This is a genomic window from Streptomyces sp. NPDC006208 (assembly GCF_040613775.1).
Taxonomy (GTDB): domain Bacteria; phylum Actinomycetota; class Actinomycetes; order Streptomycetales; family Streptomycetaceae; genus Streptomyces.
In genome coordinates this window covers 116,953-134,181 of the sequence record NZ_JBEXSW010000011.1, presented here as the reverse complement: position 1 = coordinate 134,181, position 17,229 = coordinate 116,953, and the positions used below count along the sequence as shown (strand labels likewise).

Below are 17,229 nucleotides of genomic sequence, written 5' to 3'. Positions count from 1 at the left end.
GGCGGAGGGCGGACGAACCGTGCGTGAACGCACGACGAGGGGTCCGCATCCCTGGATGGGATGCGGACCCCTCGGAGTGAGAACGTCGGTGGCCGATCGCGACTGGATCAGACGGCCAGCTTGACCATGTCCGCCTGCGGACCCTTCTGGCCCTGCGAGATCTCGAACTCAACTCGCTGACCCTCTTCAAGGGTGCGGTACCCATCCATCTGGATCGCGCTGTAGTGGACGAAAACATCCGCACCACCGTCGACCGCGATGAAGCCGTAGCCCTTCTCCGCGTTGAACCACTTGACGGTGCCCTGAGCCATGCCTAACTCCCCTATTACTGGCCCTTGCGCAGGACCGCACTTCGCGGACCCGGGTCAGACCTACCGCCCCGACAGGAGGGGCGGGCGCCGGAACGCGTCGACCGCGGCTGAATGTATCTGTCCAACTGCCGTCTGCAACAGGTCAGTCGGACGAGAATTCTGCGCAGTAGCAAAGGGATGAAATGTGCAAATTCCGTGAATTCCGGGGCAAGTCGGGCTCCACAAAGTATCCCCAAAGGCGCATTTCGATCGCACACTTTGGCCACTTCTTGTCGCCTCCCGGCGCATTCTCATACACAGGGGAAGCGAGTGGCGGAGGCCGCTTCCCCAACTCTATCGCGCTCAACCATGCAGAATTGCCCCCTCCGGTTCTCCACCGGAAGGGGCAATTCTCGTTACTCTGGGTAATTCCAGGTCGCGTCAGCCACCGGCGACCGCGGGGATGATGGAAACTCCCGCACCGTCCGGCGTCGCCGTCTCCAGCCCCTGCTCGAAGCGCACATCGTCGTCGTTCACGTACACATTGACGAAGCGGCGCAGCTTGCCCTGGTCGTCCAGGACCCGGGCGGCGATGCCCGCGTGGTTCTTCTCCAGGTCCGCGATGACCTCGGAGAGGGTCGCGCCCTCGGCCGGGACCTCGGCCTTGCCGCCCGTGTACGTGCGGAGGATGGTGGGGATGCGGACGTTGACGCTCATGGTGTGCTGCCTCTCTCGGTGGTTCAGCCGGCCAGGCCGGCGTCGCGGAACGCGTCCAGACTCGGGCGGATCGTCGCGGTCGGACCGGTGGTCGGGGCGACCGCGTCCAGCGTCTTGAGACCGTCGCCGGTGTTGAGTACGACGGTGGTGAGCGTCGGGTCGAGCAGGCCCTGCTCGATCAGCTTCCTGGTCACGCCCACGGTCACGCCTCCCGCCGTCTCGGCGAAGATTCCCTCGGTCCGCGCCAGCAGCTTGATCGCGTCGACGACCTGCTCGTCGTTGACGTCCTCCACCGCACCGCCGGTGCGGCGGGCGATGTCCAGCACATACGGGCCGTCGGCCGGGTTGCCGATCGCGAGCGACTTGGCGATGGTGTTCGGCTTCTGCGGGCGTACGACGTCGTGGCCGGCCTTGAAGGCGGTGGACACCGGCGAACAGCCCTCGGCCTGGGCGCCGAAGATCTTGTACGGCTTGTCCTCGACGAGACCGAGCTTGATCAGCTCCTGCAGACCCTTGTCGATCTTGGTGAGCTGCGAGCCGGAGGCGATCGGGATCACGATCTGGTCGGGCAGCTGCCAGCCGAGCTGCTCGCAGATCTCGTACGCGAGCGTCTTGGAGCCCTCGCCGTAGTACGGGCGGAGGTTGACGTTGACGAAGCCCCAGCCCTCGCCGAGCGGGTCGCCGATGAGCTCGGAGCAGAAGCGGTTGACGTCGTCGTAGTTGCCCTCGATGCCGACCAGTTCACCGCCGTACACGGCGGCCATGACGACCTTGCCCTGCTCAAGGTCGTGCGGGATGAACACGCAGGAGCGGAAGCCGGCCCGGGCCGCGGCGGCGCCGACGGCGCCGGCGAGGTTGCCGGTGGAGGAGCAGGACAGGGTGGTGAAACCGAAGGCGCGGGCCGCCTCGACGGCGATCGCGACGACACGGTCCTTGAAGGAGTGCGTCGGGTTGCCGGAGTCGTCCTTGACGTACAGGCCGCCGGTGACGCCCAGTTCACGGGCGAGGTTGTCGGCCTTGACCAGCTGGGTGAAACCGGGGTTCAGACTCGGCTTGCCGGCCACGTCGGCGGGGACGGGCAGCAGCGGGGCGTAGCGCCAGATGTTGTCCGGGCCCGCTTCGATCCGCTTGCGAAGGGCCTCGGGGTCGCCGCTCGGCAGGTCGTACGCGACTTCGAGCGGCCCGAAACACGAGGCACAGGCGAAGATGGGGCCGAGTTCGAAACGCTCCCCGCACTCGCGGCACGAGAGCGCGGCGGCCGGTCCGAGGTCCACAGGGGTGGTGGTGCTGCTTGCAACGGTCTGCACAGCCATGGTGGCGAGGCCCTTTCTCCTCATCTTCCTCGTGACGCATCTCGCCACGAGACGGAATTGGCACCTTCCCCACCGTGACCTCGCGGTCGGCGGGAGGGTTGCCGGGGCTTCAACGGGCCGTTCCCTCTGCCCCTCTGGATGAGCGGTATTCAGTTGTCAGCGCGACGACCCCCGGCATGCGACGGTCATCGGCGTTGTTCAAGACTGTAACCGAAGCCCTGGACGGTTGAGATAGTCGTCCGAACCTCGAGATGGATCTCTCGACAGGAAGTCAAGGAGACGCGCACGTGCTCGATGAGGTGGAGCGCTGGCTGAGCAGGCGTTCCTGGGCGGCCGCCGACCGGACGATGAACCAGCTGCTGGCGGCCAAGGCCAGGCGCGGGACGTCGGTCAGCGTGGTGCTTCCCGCGCTGGACGAGGAGACGACGGTCGGGGACATCGTCACCGTGATCCGGCGCGAGCTGATGGAGAGCGTGCCGCTGGTCGACGAGCTGGTGGTCATCGACTCGGGCTCGAGCGACCGTACGGGTGAAGTGGCCGCGGCGGCCGGGGCGCGGGTGGTCCACCGGGACACGATCCTGCCGCGGATACCGGCCGTGCCCGGCAAGGGCGAGGTGCTGTGGCGGTCACTGATGGTGACCAGCGGTGACATCGTCTGCTTCGTCGACGCGGACCTGCGCGACTTCTCCGCGGAGTTCGTCTCCGGGATCGTCGGGCCCCTGCTGACCGACGGCGAGGTGCAGTTCGTCAAGGCCATGTACGACCGGCCGCTCGGCGGCGAGCCGGGCCAGGGCGGGCGGGTGACCGAACTGGTGGCCCGGCCGTTGCTGAATCTGCACTGGCCGCAGCTGGCCGGCTTCGTCCAGCCGCTGGGCGGCGAGTACGCGGCACGGCGGTCGCTGCTGGAGCGGCTGCCGTTCCCCGTCGGGTACGGGGTGGAGCTGGGACTGCTGGTGGACGCGCTGCACACGGTGGGCCTGGACGCGCTCGCACAGGTGGACGTCGGTTCGCGCAAGCACCGCCACCAGGACGGGCAGGCACTGGGCCGGATGGCGGCGGCGATCTACCGCACCGCCCAACTGCGACTTTCCCGCGGACACTTGGTGCGGCCGTCGCTGACGCAGTTCGAGCGGGGCGAGACGGGGTTCGAGCCGCGGACGTACTCCGTGGACACGGAGGAGCGGCCGCCGATGCGTGAGATCGGTGAGTATGCGGCGCGTCGCGCGGCATAAACCGGATCACGCGGACATCTTCTCTACCTTTCGTACACATGGGTGCGAAAGATGACAGGAACCATGGCCGGCTGCCCCGGATCCTCGGGGCCCTGGCGGTCACCGCCGCGGCACTGCTCGGATCGCCCGTCCCCGCGGCCGCCACGGGGGCGGACGGGTCGCCGGGGACGGAACCCTCGCTCCGGCCGGTGCAGATCCAGCCCGGCGAGATGGCCGACACCGGATCCAGGAACGAGCAGCTGTGGCTGCTCGGCGGGGTGGCGCTGAGTCTGACGGCGGCGGGAGTGGTCGCGGTGGCGGCGTCGCGGCGCCGCGACAAGGACTGAGACCGGATCTGGCGCGGTGAGACCGTACGCACGTTTGAGGTTTCCCGGGACGGGCTAGGTTCGCCACATGGTCTCCGAGCGTGAACACGCTGCCCAGATCCTGGTCGCGTCCAACCGCGGCCCGGTCTCGTACACGGTGAACGAGGACGGAGAGCTCGACGCCCGCCGCGGGGGCGGCGGCCTGGTCTCCGGCCTGTCGGCCATCGGCTCCGGCGCACAGTCCCTGTGGGTGTGCGCGGCCCTGAGCGACGGCGACCGCGAGGCGGTCCGGCGCGGGGTCGGCGAGCCGGGTGTGCTGATGCTCGACATCGACGCGGCCGTCCACTCCGACGCGTACAACGGCATCGCGAATTCGGTGCTGTGGTTCGTGCACCACATGCTGTACCAGACCCCACTGGAGCCGGTCTTCGACAAGGAGTTCCGGCGGCAGTGGGCTGCGTACGAGGCGTACAACAAGGCGTTCGCCGAGGCGCTGGCGCAGCGGGCCGCCGACGGCGCGGCCGTGCTGGTGCAGGACTATCACCTGGCCCTGGTGCCCGGCATGCTCCGCGAACTCCGCCCCGACCTGCGGATCGGGCACTTCTCGCACACACCGTGGGCGCCGGCGGAGTACTTCAGGATGCTGCCGGACGACATCGCGGAACAGCTGCTGCGCGGGATGCTGGGCGCGGACCGGCTGGCGTTCCTGACCCGGCGGTGGGCGGACGCCTTCGCCGGCTGCTGCGAGCAGGTGGTCGGCGGCACCGGCACCACGCGGACAGGCGTCCACGGACTCGGCGCCGACGCGGACTTCCTGCGCGAGCGGGCGCACCGGCCCGATGTGGCAGAGCGCATGGAACAGCTGCGGGAGCAGATCGGCGAGGGCCGCAGGACGATCGTCCGGGTCGACCGGACCGAGCTGTCCAAGAACATCGTGCGGGGGCTCCTGGCCTACCGGGAGCTGCTGGAGGAGCACCCCGAGTGGCGGGAGCGGATCGTGCACATCGCGCTCGCCTACCCCTCGCGCCAGGATCTCGCGGTCTACCGGGAGTACACGGCGGAGGTCTCCCGGGTCGCGGACGAGATCAACGCGCAGTACGGGACGGACGACTGGACTCCGGTCGTCGTGCACGTCAAGGACGACTTCGCGCGCTCACTGGCCGCGTACCGGATGGCGGACGTGGCACTGGTCAACCCCATCAGGGACGGGATGAACCTGGTCGCCAAGGAGGTCCCCGTCGTCTCCGACCACGGCTGCGCGCTGGTGCTGTCGCGGGAGGCGGGCGCGCACGCGGAGCTCGGCGACGACGCGCTCTCGGTCAACCCGTACGACGTGAGCGGCACGGCGGCCGCGCTGCACGAGGCGCTGACCATGCCGGAGGCGGAGCGGGCCGAACGCACCAAGCGCCTGGCGGCGGCGGCGACGGCGCTGCCGCCGAAGCAGTGGTTCCTCGACCAGCTGGAGGCCCTGCGCGCCAAGGACGCGTAGACGCGCCGGCTCCGGGGCCGCGCTGATTCCAGCGTTGCGCTGACTCCGGGGCCACGCCGGCTCCGGCGTTGCGCTCGTTCCGGGGCCGCGCCGGTTCCGGCGTTGCCGCGCTGATTCCGGCGTTGCGCTGATTCCGGCGTTGCGCTCGTTCCGGGGCCACGCCGGCTCCGGCGTTGCGCGGACCGGCACGGCGACACAGGCCCGGGCCCCTGCGGGGCTTTCCCCACCCCGCCCCTGCCCGTAACCGGGGCTCCGCCCCGGACCCCGCGCCTCAATCAACCCCTACGCCCTGCGGGCGTGGGAGGTACCCCCACCTCCGGCCGTACCGGGGGTCCGGGGGCTTGCCCCCGGTTACGGGAAGGGGCGGGGTGGGGAAGAACCCGCCCGCCCCGCGCCGGCCCTCACGCCTGCGGACCCGGCAGGTGCTGTGCAAGATTCGCCAGGAACTCCACCACCGCCGCCGGCCCCGGCACCAGCAGGTCCGCGCGGTCCGCGAGTTCCGTCACCTCGTTGCTGCCGCTGCAGACCAGCAGCCCCGGCACCCCGTCCGAGCGGAGTTTTTCGACCGCGCCGAACGCAGGGAGGTCACCCAGGTCGTCGCCCGCGTACAGCACGGACTCGGCGTTCACCTCGCGTACGTAGTCCGACAGGGCCTTGCCCTTGTCCATGCCGGGCGGGCGCAGCTCCAGAACCATGCGGCCCGGCTCCAGGATCAGGCCGTGGCGGGCGGCGAGCGCGGCGAGCGGTTCGCGCAGGGCGTCGAAGGCGGCCTGGGGGTCGGTGGCGCGGCGCGTGTGGACCGCGACCGCCCGGCCCTTCTCCTCGACCCAGGTGCCCTCCCAGACCCCGGCCCCGTCGAGGACACCCGGCAGTTCGGCGCGGGCGGCTGCGACACCGGGGTGCGGGGCGGGGGCCTGGACGGTGCCGCTGACCGCGTCCCAGCGCTCGGCGCCGTAGTGGCCGAGGACGACGAGGTGGTCCAGGCCCGGCACACCGGCGAAGCCGCCGTAGCGCACCGCGACACCGGCGGGTCTGCCGGTGATCACGGCGACGGAGGCGACCCGCGGCGCGAGCGCGGCGATCGCGGGGGCGGCGCCGGGGTGGGCGCGGGCCTGTTCAGGGTCGGGCACGATCTCGGCGAGGGTGCCGTCGAAGTCGAGGGCGACGACGGCCCCTGAGGGCCGGGCGAGGAGAGCCGCCAGACCGTCACGGCCTGCGGGAGTGGACGGCGTCGGCAGGGGGTGCGCGTACGGGGAGCCCATGTACCGACCCTATCGGCGACTTCTCCTGGCGTCCCTCACACGGAGCAGCCGGTTGACGGTAACGGGGTCGTGCGCCAGCGCGCGCTCGTCGTCGAGGAGCGCGTTGAGGAGTTGGTAGTAGCGCACCGGGGAGATGCCGAGCTTCTCCCGTATCGCCCGCTCCTTGGCCCCGGGCCCGCTCCAGGAGCGCTGCTCCATGGCGAGAACGGCCCGCTCACGCTCCGAAAGCGCCTGGTCGTCGGTCATACGATCCAACCTATCGACGCCCACCGACGAGTGGGCCGCCCCTTCCGCAATCCCCCGCGGCTGACTACTCCGCCAGTTCCGCTTCCTTCGCCTCGAGGCTTATGCGGCCCAGGACCGCCTCCGGGCTGCCGCCGGGCTCGACCGCCTCGCCGACATTCTTCTTGATGCTCTCGCTGACCGCGGCCCACGACGTCTTGCCGACCGGCGGCAGCATCGAGGCCGGCAGTTCCTGGAGGAACGTACGGAGATCCTTGTGCTCGGGGTCCCGCTCCATCGCCTCGGAGGCGGAGACCGTCACCGGCAGCAGGCCGTTCTGGCCCGCGAAGTCGAGGACGTTCTTGTCGCTGAAGAGGAAGTCCAGGAACTTGCCGATCTCGGCCTTGTGGCCGTTCTGCTTGAAGCCCATGATCCAGTCGGCCACGCCCATCGTCGCCTTCGCCTTGCCGGTGCGGCCGGGCAGGGGAACCATGCCGACGTCGATGCCCTCCTTCGCCGCGGCCTGCATCAGGGACGGGTGGCCGTTGAGCATGCCGACCTCGCCCCGCGTGAACGCCGCGAACGCGTCCTTGCGGTTGAGCTTCGCGGGCGGCACCGGTCCCGTCAGCTCGCCGCCGACCAGGTTGGTCTTCAGCCATTCGAATGTGTCGATGTTCTGCTGCGAGTCGATCGTGTAGTTGCCCGCGGCGTCCGTGTAACCGTCACTGCCACCACTGAGCAGCCACATCATGCTCTCGGCCTGGGCCTCCTCCGGCCCGAGCGGCAGCGCGAAGGGGTACTTCACCTCCGTGCTCTGCTTCAGCTTCTGCGCGTCGGCGCGAAGGTCGTCCCATGTCCTGGGGCCCTCCTCGATCCCGGCCTCGGCGAAGAGCTCCTTGTTGTAGAAGAGCAGGCGGGTGGAGGCGACGAACGGCAGCCCGTACTGGACACGCTTGTGCTCGCCGGCGTCCACGAGCGGGCCGAGGAAGTTGGACTGCACGGGGATGGTGAGCAGCTGGTCCGCGGAGTAGAGCTTGTCGGCCGCGGCGTAGTCGGCGTAGGCGCCGATCTGGGCGATGTCGGGGGCGTGCCCCGCCTTGACCATCTCGGCGACCTTGCGGTCGACGTCGTTCCAGGACTCGACCTGGACCTCGACCGTGATGCCGGGGTTCTGCTCGGTGAACGCGGCCGTCAGATCGGCCCAGTAGTCCTTGCTGCTCCCGCCGCCCGCCACGTCGTAGTCCGCGGCCACCAGTTTGAGGGTGACGTCACCGGAGCCGCCCTCGGAGCCGCCGCCGCAGCCCGTGAGCGAGACCGTCATCGCGAGTGCCGCGGCGGCCGCGGCAAGACCCAAGAAGCGCCGCTGCACAGCTCTTCCCCACCCTCTGTCGTTGTCCGGATGCCCGGATGTCCGGATGCCCTTACGCCCCGGTCGTCCCCCCGTGACGCCCTGTGAGATGAGCGATGATTCTCCCATCGGGGCCATGAGGTCTACACCACTGCTGGTATCACTTTCGCAACGCCCGCACGTCCCGGCACGGAGTGGGTAGGCCGCCGCCGAGACACATGACGCCGTCACCGCACGTTGCAAGGAGCCGTCCCGCATGTCCCGTACCGCAGCCGAGATAGCCACCCAGCCCGCCTGCTGGCGCCGAGCGGCCGAGGCGGCCGCAGCCTTCGAGGGTCTGCCGCGGCCGGGTGAGCGCGTCGCCGTCATCGGCTGCGGGACGTCTTGGCACATGGCAATTGCATATGCCGCACTACGCGAGGCGGGCGGACTCGGCGAGACCGACGCATTCGCCTCCTCCGAGTTCCCGGCGGGCCGCGCGTACGACCGGGTGGTCGCGATCACCCGGTCCGGTACGACGACCGAGGTCCTGGACCTGCTGGCGAAGCTGAAGAGCACGGTGCCCACGCTCGCCCTGACGGCCGGCCCGAGGACGCCGGTGAGGGACGCGGCGGACGCGGTCGCGGTGCTGGACTGGGCGGACGAGGAGTCGGTCGTCCAGACCAGGTTCGCCACCACGGCGCTGGCGTTCCTGCGGGCCGGCCTCGACGAGCTGCCGGGTGTCAAGCCACTGGCCGACGCCGCGGTCGACGCCGAGCTGGCGATCACCGAGCCGCTCCCCGAAGCGGTCGTGGCGGCCGAGCAATGGACCTTCCTGGGCCGCGGCTGGACGTACGGGCTGGCGCTGGAGGCAGGCCTGAAGCTGCGCGAGGCGGCGGGCGCGTGGACGGAGTCGTACCCCGCGATGGAGTACCGCCACGGCCCGATCTCGATCACCGGCCCGAACCGTGTCGCATGGGTCTTCGGCGCGCTCCCGGAGGGGCTGGCCGGTGATGTCGCCCGGACGGGCGGCACCCTGGTGGCCCGCCAGGAGGCGGACCCGCTGGCGGACCTGATCCGCGCGCAGCGTCTCGCGGTGACGCTGGCGGAGTCGAAGGGCCACGACCCGGACCGCCCGCGCAACCTGACGCGCAGCGTGATCCTTTCGGCCTCCTGAGGGAGGGCACCTCGGCACATACGGCCAGGCCGCAGGCCTGCCCCAAGGCGGGCCATGTGGACGGCTTCCTGCTCGTATGCCGTTTGTATGACGTGGCAACAATCTCGGGCAGTGGACTAGACCTTTTCTGGTCCGGCGCGCGAGACTGTCCTCGTGAGACACGTCATCGCCCTCGATGTGGGCGGCACCGGGATGAAGGCCGCCCTCGTCGGGGCGGACGGGACACTGCTGCACGAGGCACGGCGCGCCACCGGGCGCGACCGCGGCGCGGACGCCGTCGTGGAGTCCATCCTCGGCTTCGCCACCGATCTGCGCGCCTACGGCACCACCCACCTCGGTGCCGCCGCGGAGGCCGCCGGAGTCGCCGTCCCCGGCATCGTCGACGCCGAGGACGGCATCGCCGTCTACGCGGCGAACCTCGGCTGGCGCGATGTACCGCTGCGCGCCCTGCTCGCGGAGCGGCTCGGCGGGGTACCCGTGGCGCTGGGACACGACGTGCGCACCGGCGGTCTCGCCGAGGGCCGTATCGGGGCCGGCAAGGGCACCGACCGCTTCCTGTTCGTACCGCTCGGCACCGGGATCGCCGGCGCCATCGGCATCGCGGGCGCCATCGAGGCCGGCGCGCACGGCTGCGCGGGCGAGATCGGCCACATCGTCGTCCGGCCCGGCGGCCCTGCCTGCGGCTGCGGCCAGCGCGGCTGTCTGGAGACCGTCGCCTCGGCCGCCGCGGTCACCCGCGCCTGGGCCACCGCGTCCGGGGACGCGGAAGCGGACGCCGCCGACTGCGCGAAGGCTGTCGCATCCGGGGACGCGCGGGCCGTACGGGTCTGGCAGGACGCGGTCGACGCGCTCGCCGACGGGCTGGTCACCGCGCTCACCCTGCTGGACCCCCGCACTCTGATCATCGGTGGCGGTCTCGCCGAGGCAGGGGAAACCTTGTTCACACCCCTGCGGGCCGCGGTCGAGGAGCGTGTGACGTTCCAGAAGCTGCCCGCCATCGTCCCGGCGGCCCTCGGGGACACCGCCGGATGCCTGGGCGCAGGGCTGCTCGCCTGGGATCTACTCGCCACGGAGGTATCCGCCTGATGGCCGCTCGCGCCACAGTCACCGTTCTCGCCGGCGCCCGGGTGGTCCTGCCGACCGGGACCGTCGAGAACGGACGGGTCGTCGTCGAAGGCACGAGGATCGCCGGATCCGCACCGGCCGACGCCCCCGTCCTCGACCTGTCCGGGCACTGGGTCGTGCCCGGCTTCGTCGACCTCCACAACCACGGCGGCGGCGGCGCCTCCTTCACCTCCGGCACCGCCGAGGACGTGTTGAGGGGCGTCCGCACCCACCGCGAGCACGGCACCACGACCCTCGTCGCCTCCACCGTCACCGGCGACATGGATTTCCTGGCCCACCGGGCCGGCTTCCTGTCCGAACTCGTCGAGCAGGGTGATCTGGCCGGCATCCACTTCGAGGGCCCGTTCATCTCCCCCTGCCGCAAGGGCGCGCACAGCGAGGAACTGCTGCGTGACCCCGACCCGGCCGATGTGCGCAAGCTCATCGACGCGGCCCGCGGTACGGCCAGGATGGTCACGCTCGCCACCGAACTGCCCGGCGGCATCGACTCCGTACGGCTGCTCGCCGAGCACGGCGTGATCGCCGCGATCGGGCACACGGACGCGACGTACGAGCAGACCGTCGAGGCCATCGACGCGGGCGCGACCGTCGCGACCCATCTCTTCAACGCCATGCCCGCCCTCGGGCACCGCGCGCCCGGCCCCATCGCGGCACTGCTGGAGGACGAGCGGATCACCGTCGAACTGATCAACGACGGCACCCATCTGCACCCCGCCGCCCTCGAACTCGCCTTCCACCGCGCGGGCGCCGGGCGGGTCGCGTTCATCACCGACGCCATGGACGCGGCGGGCTTCGGCGACGGCCGCTACGAACTCGGCCCGCTCGAGGTCGAGGTCAAGGACGGGGTCGCGCGCCTGGTGGAGGGCGGCTCGATCGCCGGTTCCACGCTCACCCTCGACACCGCCTTCAGGCGCGCGGTCACCGTCGACCGCCTCCCGGTCGAGGACGTCGTCCGCGCCATCTCGGCCAACCCGGCAAGGCTCCTGGGCATGTACGACAGGGTGGGGTCGCTGGAGCCGGGCAAGGACGCGGACCTGGTGGTCCTCGACGCGGAGTTCACGCTGAAGGGCGTGATGCGCAGGGGTCACTGGGTCCACGCCGACGGGACCGTGGTGACCCCGGGCAGGGGCCTTTGACGGTTGCTGTCATGGGGTTGGCCCTGACCCCGGGACCGGCGCGCGCTCCACTTGGCCGGCGAGGGGGTCTGGGCCAACCGCCTTCCGTTTGGCATGATCAGGCCCCGTACGAGCACGGCAAACGCGTTCCATGGGGGTGTCAGCGGGTGATCCTTACGGTCACGCTCAACACCGCACTCGACATCACGTACAAGGTGGCCGCGCTCACCCCGCACACCGCCCACCGTGTCGGCGAGATCGGCGAACGCCCCGGCGGCAAAGGGCTGAACGTCGCCCGGGTGCTCGCCGCACTCGGCCACGAGACGGTCGTCACCGGGTTCGCCGGCGGCCGCAACGGGGCCGTACTGCGCGAGATGCTGGCGCCCCTCGGGCCGCACGACGCGCTCGTGCCCATCGCCGGGAACACGCGCCGCACGCTCGCCGTCGTGGACGCCGCCACCGGCGACACCACACAGCTGAACGAGGCCGGACCCACCGTCACCCCCGAGGAGTGGGCCGCGTTCCTCTCCTCGTACGACGTGCTCCTGCGCGAGGCCGAGGCGGTCGCCCTGTGCGGCAGCCTGCCTCCGGGCATCCATGTCGGCGCATACGCCGCACTGGTGCGCCGCGCCCGCACCGCGGGGGTCCCGGTGCTGCTCGACACCAGCGGCGAACCGCTGCGCCGCGGTATCGCGGCCCGGCCCGACCTGCTCAAGCCCAACGCCGACGAACTGGCCCAGCTCACCGGCGCACGCGAACCCCTGCGCGCGGCCCGCGACGCCCGCCGCCGCGGCGCCCACACGGTGGTCGCCTCCCTCGGCCCCGAAGGCCTGCTCGTGGCCACCCCGACGACCGTCTGGCAGGCGAGTCCGCCGTCCCCGGTCAAGGGCAACCCGACCGGCGCGGGCGACTCGGCGGTGGCGGGCCTGTTGTCGGGCCTGGTGGAACAACTGCCCTGGCCCGAAAGGCTGTCCCGCGCGGTGGCCCTGTCGGCGGCGACCGTACTGGCTCCGGCAGCGGGTGAGTTCGACGCGGCGGCCTACGCCGAACTGCTGCCGCGGATCGCGGTGACCGAACGCGCGGCCGCGGCATGAGCCGAGGGGCCGGCGTTCGTGCCCCGGGCGGGCCGACAGCCGATCCTTGCCTCACCCGCGCACATCCGGCACGAGCGAGACGCCGGGCGCGCCCACCCGGCTCCGTACGGACGGGCCCGCACGGGCCCGGGAAGTGAGAATCCGTCATGCCCCTGGTCACCACCGGTGAACTCGTCTCCGCCGCCGCGGACCGCGGCCACGGCATCGCCGCGTTCAACGTCATCACCCTCGAGCACGCCGAGGCGATCGCCGCCGGGGCCGAGCAGGTGGCCGCGCCCGCGATCCTGCAGATCTCCGAGAACGCGGTGACATTCCACGGCGGCCGGGTGGAGGCCGTCGCCGCCGCTGCCGCCGCCGTCGCCCGCTCCTCCTTCGCGCCGCTCGCGCTCCACCTCGACCATGTGGTCTCCGTGGACCTGCTGTACGCCGCCCACGAGGCGGGCTTCAGCTCGGTGATGTTCGACGCGTCCAAGCTGCCGTACGCGGAGAACGTCGCGGCCACGGCAAAGGCGGTCAGCTGGGGTCACGAGCGCGGCATCTGGATCGAGGCCGAGCTCGGCAAGGTGGGCGGGAAGGAGGGCGAGGCGCCGCTGGACGCGCACGCCCCGGGCGTACGGACCGACCCGAAGGAGGCCGCCGCGTATGTCGCCGCGACCGGCGTCGACGCGCTCGCGGTCGCCGTCGGTTCCTCGCACGCGATGACCGAGCGCACGGCCGCCCTGGACCACGGCCTGATCGCCCGCCTGCGCGACACCGTGCCCGTCCCGCTGGTGCTGCACGGCTCCTCCGGCGTCCCCGACGAGGAGATCCGCTCGGCCGTCGCCTCCGGCATGGTCAAGATCAACGTCGGCACGGCCCTGAACACGGCGTTCACGGGCGCTGTCCGCGCCTTCCTGGAGGCCGACCCGAAGACCGTCGACCCCCGCAAATACCTCGTCCCGGCTCGCGAGGCGATGGCCGGGACGGTGGCGGGTTTCCTGCGGGTGCTCAGTTCCTGACGTTGCCGGCCTTCAGCGAGACCTGGTCGAGGTACGCCTCGCACTGATCGCCCTGCTCGCAGGAGATCTTGAGGTCGTTCTTGCCCTTGTCGAGGTTCACGTAGGCGTAGGTGTTGGTCCAGCCCTTGGCCCAGTCGCCCTCCGCCGCCTTCGCGAAGTTCTTCATGTTGATCGACCGCGGCTCACCGCTGTTGACCGTCAGCGAGGTCTTGGCGTCCTTGCCCGGCACGCTGTACGTGATGAACAGCGTGTAGTCGCCGGCCTCGGGCACCTCGACCGACCAGCTCGCCGAGCCGCCGACACCGTTGAACATGACATACGCGCCGCCCGCGCCCACCGCGCCCGGGACGTCCTTCGCGAGCGTCGCGGGCGGGCCCAGCCGCAGCGTCGCCGCGTCCTGCTTCGGGAGCTCGGCGGGGGACTCCTCCGGCTTGGCCTCCGGGGTCGTCTCCACGGACTCGGCCGCGGTCGGGGTGCCGCCCGCGCCCGGCTTGTTGCCTGCCTTGTCCTTCTCGTCGCCGCTGGTGAGCAGCGCGGCACCGATTCCGATCACGACGACCGCGACCACGGCGATCGCACCGATCAGCAGGCCCTTGGTGTTGGGTCCGCCACTGCGGCCACCGCCACGGCTGCCACCGTGGCCCTGCTGGGCCGGGATCGGGACCTGGCGGGTCTGGGCCGCGGCACCGGGATACGTCTCGGGGGCCGCGTAGTGCGCGGTCGGCTGCCCGTACGCCTGCTGCGGCGGGACCTGCTGACCGTACTGCCGGCGGTCACCCACCGTGCGGACCTGGTTGTACGACGTCCTGGGGACGCCGGGCTGCGCGGCGGGACCGGGGTAGCCGTAACCGCGGCCCTGGCCGGGAGGGGTCGCGCCCGCGGCCTGCCCGTCCTCGTACAGGTAGCCGAACGGGTCGTCGTCCTCGGGCGTGCTCGCGCCGGTGTTCGCGGCCGTCATCCCAGTCACTCCTCACCATCTCGTCAGCACAACGCTGACGCGGCCGAGCCTACCCGGTGCATGCTGGTCCACCGGGTGGCGTAGGCCTCATCCGGCGCGGCGATGCACCTTGGAACGGGACCTTTTCTCGATGTACATCCGCTGGTCGGCGGACTGCAACACTTCCTCCACGGACATCCCGCAACTGGCCCAGCCGATTCCGAAGCTCGCGCCGACGCGCACGCCCCTGCCGCCCACCCGGATGGGCAGGATGATCGCGTTGCGCAGGCGTACGGCGAGGTCAGCCGCGTCGGCGGCGCCCAGCCCGTCGGCGAGGACCACGAACTCGTCGCCGCCGAGCCGGGCGACCGTGTCACCGTCCCGTACGCCGGTGGTGAGCCGGCGCGCGACCTCGACCAGGACGGCGTCGCCCGTCTGGTGCCCGAAGCGGTCGTTGATCGACTTGAAGCCGTCCAGGTCGCAGAAGAGCACCGCAAGGCCCTTGGCCCCGTCGTCGTACTCGCTGTCCGGTGCGACGGTGTGCACATGGTGGTCGTACGCCCGGGCGCCGACCGCGTCGAAGCCGAAACCGTCTCCGCGGAAGAGTCCCTCGCCGTCCCTGTCGTAGGCGGCGTCCAGCGTCTCGATGTCACCGGCGTACGCCGCGTTCGGCCGCTCGCACAGCCGGGAGCTGAGGCGCGCGCGCAGCTCGGCGCTGTTGGGCAGACCGGTCAGCGCGTCGTGCGAGGCGCGGTGCGCGAGCTGCAGCTCATGGCGCTTGCGGTCCTCTATGTCCTCGACGTGCGTGAGCAGGAAACGGGGGCCGTCGGCGGTGTCGGCGACCACGGAGTTGCGCAGCGACACCCAGACATACGTGCCGTCGCGGCGGCCCAGTCTGATCTCGGCCCGGCCGCCCTCGGCGGAGGTACGCAGCAGCGTGCCGACGTCCTCGGGGTGGACCAGGTCGGCGAAGGAGTACCGCCGCATCGCGGAGGCGGGCCGCCCCAGCAGGCGGCACAGGGCGTCATTGGTGCGCAGCAGCCGGCCGTGCTGGTCGCCGCCCATCTCGGCGATCGCCATGCCGGAAGGGGCGTACTCGAACGCCTGACGGAAGGATTCCTCGCTGGCGCGCAGGGCCTGCTGCTCGCGCTCCAGACGGACCAGGGCCCGCTGCATGTTGGCGCGCAGCCGGGCGTTGCTGATCGCGATCCCGGCCTGGGAGGCGTACATCTGCAGCGCCTCCTGGCCCCACGGGCCGGGCCGACGTCCGTTGCGCGGCCGGTCGACGGAGATCACGCCGAGCAGCTCGCGGCCGCCGCCCGATGCGTACATCGGGGCGTAGAGGCGGTCGTGGGGATGCCACTCGTCGTCGAAGCGGGGCTCGGGGCCCTCGGTGTGCCACTGCGGAACGTCGTCCTCTATGAGGACCCAGCCCTCGGTGTGCGGGATGAAGCGGAGCTCGCCCCATGCCTCGCCCATGGACAGCCTGCGCTCCCAGGACGGGCGGGAGCCGACGCGGCCGGTGATGAGGGCTTCGGCGGCGGCGCTGCCGGCGAACGCGGCGACGACGAGATCACCATCGGGGCGCACGAGGTTGACACAGGCCAGCTCGTATCCCAGACCAGCGACGATTCCGTCGGCGACGGTCTGCAGGGTGTCGGCCAGGCTACGGGCCGTGTTGAGGTCCGCGACCACCTGGTGCAGCTGCCGCAGGGTCGCAAGACGGACGTAGGGCTCCGACTCGGTCTCCATCGCTCGCTCTCCCCGAGACTTCGACAGCAAACTCCAGGGTTCTCATCGGCGTACTGATTGGTCTGTCCCCGCCACTGAATCACAGCGAGCTGCCCACCCGGTACACAGGGTCAACAATTCATGGCCTCTGTGAGTCAAGTCACATCAGGTGATGAAGAGTCAGACACAGGAGCGCGGGACGGCCGTCGCTTTCTTGAACCCGTGTGCGCGCGAGCGGGTCCACGAGGCCGGTCCTAGGACCGACCCGCCCCGGCCCTGGTCCCCTGGCCCGATGCGGGCGGGCGGCGGTCGCATCTAGCGTTCCTGGTGTGTTGCAGACAACCCCCGATACCGCCTCTTCCGCCATCCCCCATGCTGAGGGGGTGAGCAACGAGGAGTTCCGCGCCGCCATGTCCCGCCTGACGGCGGGCGTGGTCCTGGTGACCGCGCACGACCCCGACGACGGACCGCGCGGCGAGGACGTGGGCATGACCGCGACGGCGTTCATGTCGGTCTCCCTGGACCCGCCGCTGGTCCTGGTGAGCCTGCGCAACGGCTCACGCATGGACGACCTGCTCACGGACGTCCCGCTGTGGGGCGTCTCGCTCCTCACCGACACCCAGCGCCAGGTCGCGGGCCGCTTCGCCATGAAGGGCCGCGTCAGCGACCGCCTGCTCTTCGCGGACATCGCCTACGAACGGGGCGAGGTGTGCGGCGCCCCTCTGATCACCGGGGCACTGGCGACGCTGGAATGCCGCACGGAGAACAGGATCGAGGCGGGCGACCACACGCTGGTCACAGGCCGCGTCCTCAAGGTCGGCCTCACGGGAGGCGACGGCGGCCCGCTGACGTACTACAAGGGGCGCTACCGGCACCTGGGGTGAGGCAGCGACAG

General features: G+C 71.2%; 17 protein-coding genes and 1 riboswitch. Of the genes, 9 read left to right on the top strand and 8 right to left on the bottom strand.

Going from position 1 to position 17,229, the window contains the following annotated elements; genetic code table 11:
- Positions 1-107: 107 nt before the first annotated feature.
- From ABZ208_RS11565 to thrC, 3 genes are all read right to left on the bottom strand, one after another.
- Complete coding sequence (locus tag ABZ208_RS11565; protein ID WP_005315736.1) at positions 108-311, bottom strand: cold-shock protein; 204 nt, start codon at positions 309-311, stop codon at positions 108-110.
- 420 nt (positions 312-731) lie between these two features.
- The gene (locus ABZ208_RS11560) at positions 732-1,007 is read right to left on the bottom strand and encodes a MoaD/ThiS family protein (protein ID WP_356909286.1); all 276 of its coding nucleotides are present in this window, start codon (positions 1,005-1,007) and stop codon (positions 732-734) included.
- 23 nt (positions 1,008-1,030) lie between these two features.
- Entirely contained in the window at positions 1,031-2,320 is a 1,290-nt protein-coding gene (thrC, locus tag ABZ208_RS11555; protein ID WP_356909285.1) for a threonine synthase, read from the bottom strand.
- A gap of 17 nt (positions 2,321-2,337) precedes the next feature.
- Positions 2,338-2,465: riboswitch (SAM riboswitch) on the bottom strand.
- Between the two features lie 142 nt (positions 2,466-2,607).
- Between thrC and ABZ208_RS11550 the strand changes: the two genes are divergently transcribed.
- From ABZ208_RS11550 to ABZ208_RS11540, 3 genes are all read left to right on the top strand, one after another.
- Positions 2,608-3,552 (top strand): glucosyl-3-phosphoglycerate synthase, encoded by a 945-nt coding sequence (locus tag ABZ208_RS11550; protein WP_356909284.1) that lies wholly within the window; start codon positions 2,608-2,610, stop codon positions 3,550-3,552.
- A gap of 38 nt (positions 3,553-3,590) precedes the next feature.
- On the top strand, positions 3,591-3,878 hold the full coding sequence (locus ABZ208_RS11545; RefSeq protein WP_356909283.1) for a hypothetical protein: 288 nt from the start codon (positions 3,591-3,593) through the stop codon (positions 3,876-3,878).
- Between the two features lie 67 nt (positions 3,879-3,945).
- Positions 3,946-5,346 carry a trehalose-6-phosphate synthase gene (locus tag ABZ208_RS11540; protein ID WP_356909282.1) on the top strand — a complete coding sequence of 467 codons (1,401 nt, stop codon included), beginning with the start codon at positions 3,946-3,948 and terminating at the stop codon, positions 5,344-5,346.
- A 401-nt stretch (positions 5,347-5,747) separates the two neighbouring features.
- On the opposite strand, the gene otsB is transcribed toward ABZ208_RS11540, so the two are convergent.
- From otsB to ABZ208_RS11525, 3 genes are all read right to left on the bottom strand, one after another.
- Positions 5,748-6,608, bottom strand: coding sequence for a trehalose-phosphatase (gene otsB / locus ABZ208_RS11535; protein WP_356909281.1), 861 nt, complete (start codon positions 6,606-6,608; stop codon positions 5,748-5,750).
- Positions 6,609-6,617: 9 nt separating this feature from the next.
- Complete coding sequence (locus ABZ208_RS11530) at positions 6,618-6,854, bottom strand: DUF3263 domain-containing protein (protein ID WP_356909280.1); 237 nt, start codon at positions 6,852-6,854, stop codon at positions 6,618-6,620.
- A 64-nt stretch (positions 6,855-6,918) separates the two neighbouring features.
- On the bottom strand, positions 6,919-8,151 hold the full coding sequence (locus tag ABZ208_RS11525) for an extracellular solute-binding protein (RefSeq protein WP_356909331.1): 1,233 nt from the start codon (positions 8,149-8,151) through the stop codon (positions 6,919-6,921).
- A 283-nt stretch (positions 8,152-8,434) separates the two neighbouring features.
- Here ABZ208_RS11525 and ABZ208_RS11520 point away from each other — a divergent pair, with 283 nt between their 5' ends.
- The 5 genes from ABZ208_RS11520 (at position 8,435) to ABZ208_RS11500 (ending at position 13,666) form a co-directional block, all read left to right on the top strand.
- Positions 8,435-9,334 carry a sugar isomerase gene (locus ABZ208_RS11520; protein ID WP_356909279.1) on the top strand — a complete coding sequence of 300 codons (900 nt, stop codon included), beginning with the start codon at positions 8,435-8,437 and terminating at the stop codon, positions 9,332-9,334.
- A 153-nt stretch (positions 9,335-9,487) separates the two neighbouring features.
- Positions 9,488-10,420 carry an ROK family protein gene (locus ABZ208_RS11515; RefSeq protein WP_356909278.1) on the top strand — a complete coding sequence of 311 codons (933 nt, stop codon included), beginning with the start codon at positions 9,488-9,490 and terminating at the stop codon, positions 10,418-10,420.
- On the top strand, positions 10,420-11,595 hold the full coding sequence (gene nagA, locus ABZ208_RS11510; RefSeq protein ID WP_356909277.1) for an N-acetylglucosamine-6-phosphate deacetylase: 1,176 nt from the start codon (positions 10,420-10,422) through the stop codon (positions 11,593-11,595). Before ABZ208_RS11515 ends, nagA begins: the two co-directional genes overlap by 1 nt.
- 146 nt (positions 11,596-11,741) lie before the next feature.
- A complete protein-coding gene (locus ABZ208_RS11505; RefSeq protein ID WP_356909276.1) occupies positions 11,742-12,668 on the top strand; it encodes a 1-phosphofructokinase family hexose kinase in 927 nt (308 codons plus the stop codon).
- Between the two features lie 146 nt (positions 12,669-12,814).
- Complete coding sequence (locus ABZ208_RS11500) at positions 12,815-13,666, top strand: class II fructose-bisphosphate aldolase (RefSeq protein ID WP_356909275.1); 852 nt, start codon at positions 12,815-12,817, stop codon at positions 13,664-13,666.
- Here the strand turns inward: ABZ208_RS11500 and ABZ208_RS11495 are convergent.
- Together ABZ208_RS11495 and cdgB are read right to left on the bottom strand one after the other, a co-directional pair.
- Complete coding sequence (locus ABZ208_RS11495) at positions 13,656-14,624, bottom strand: carbohydrate-binding protein (protein ID WP_356909274.1); 969 nt, start codon at positions 14,622-14,624, stop codon at positions 13,656-13,658. The two genes, ABZ208_RS11500 and ABZ208_RS11495, sit on opposite strands and share 11 nt — an antisense overlap.
- 87 nt (positions 14,625-14,711) lie before the next feature.
- The gene (gene cdgB, locus ABZ208_RS11490) at positions 14,712-16,355 is read right to left on the bottom strand and encodes a diguanylate cyclase CdgB (protein WP_356909273.1); all 1,644 of its coding nucleotides are present in this window, start codon (positions 16,353-16,355) and stop codon (positions 14,712-14,714) included.
- 308 nt (positions 16,356-16,663) lie between these two features.
- Between cdgB and ABZ208_RS11485 the strand changes: the two genes are divergently transcribed.
- Entirely contained in the window at positions 16,664-17,218 is a 555-nt protein-coding gene (locus ABZ208_RS11485) for a flavin reductase family protein (RefSeq protein ID WP_356909272.1), read from the top strand.
- Positions 17,219-17,229: the final 11 nt, after the last annotated feature.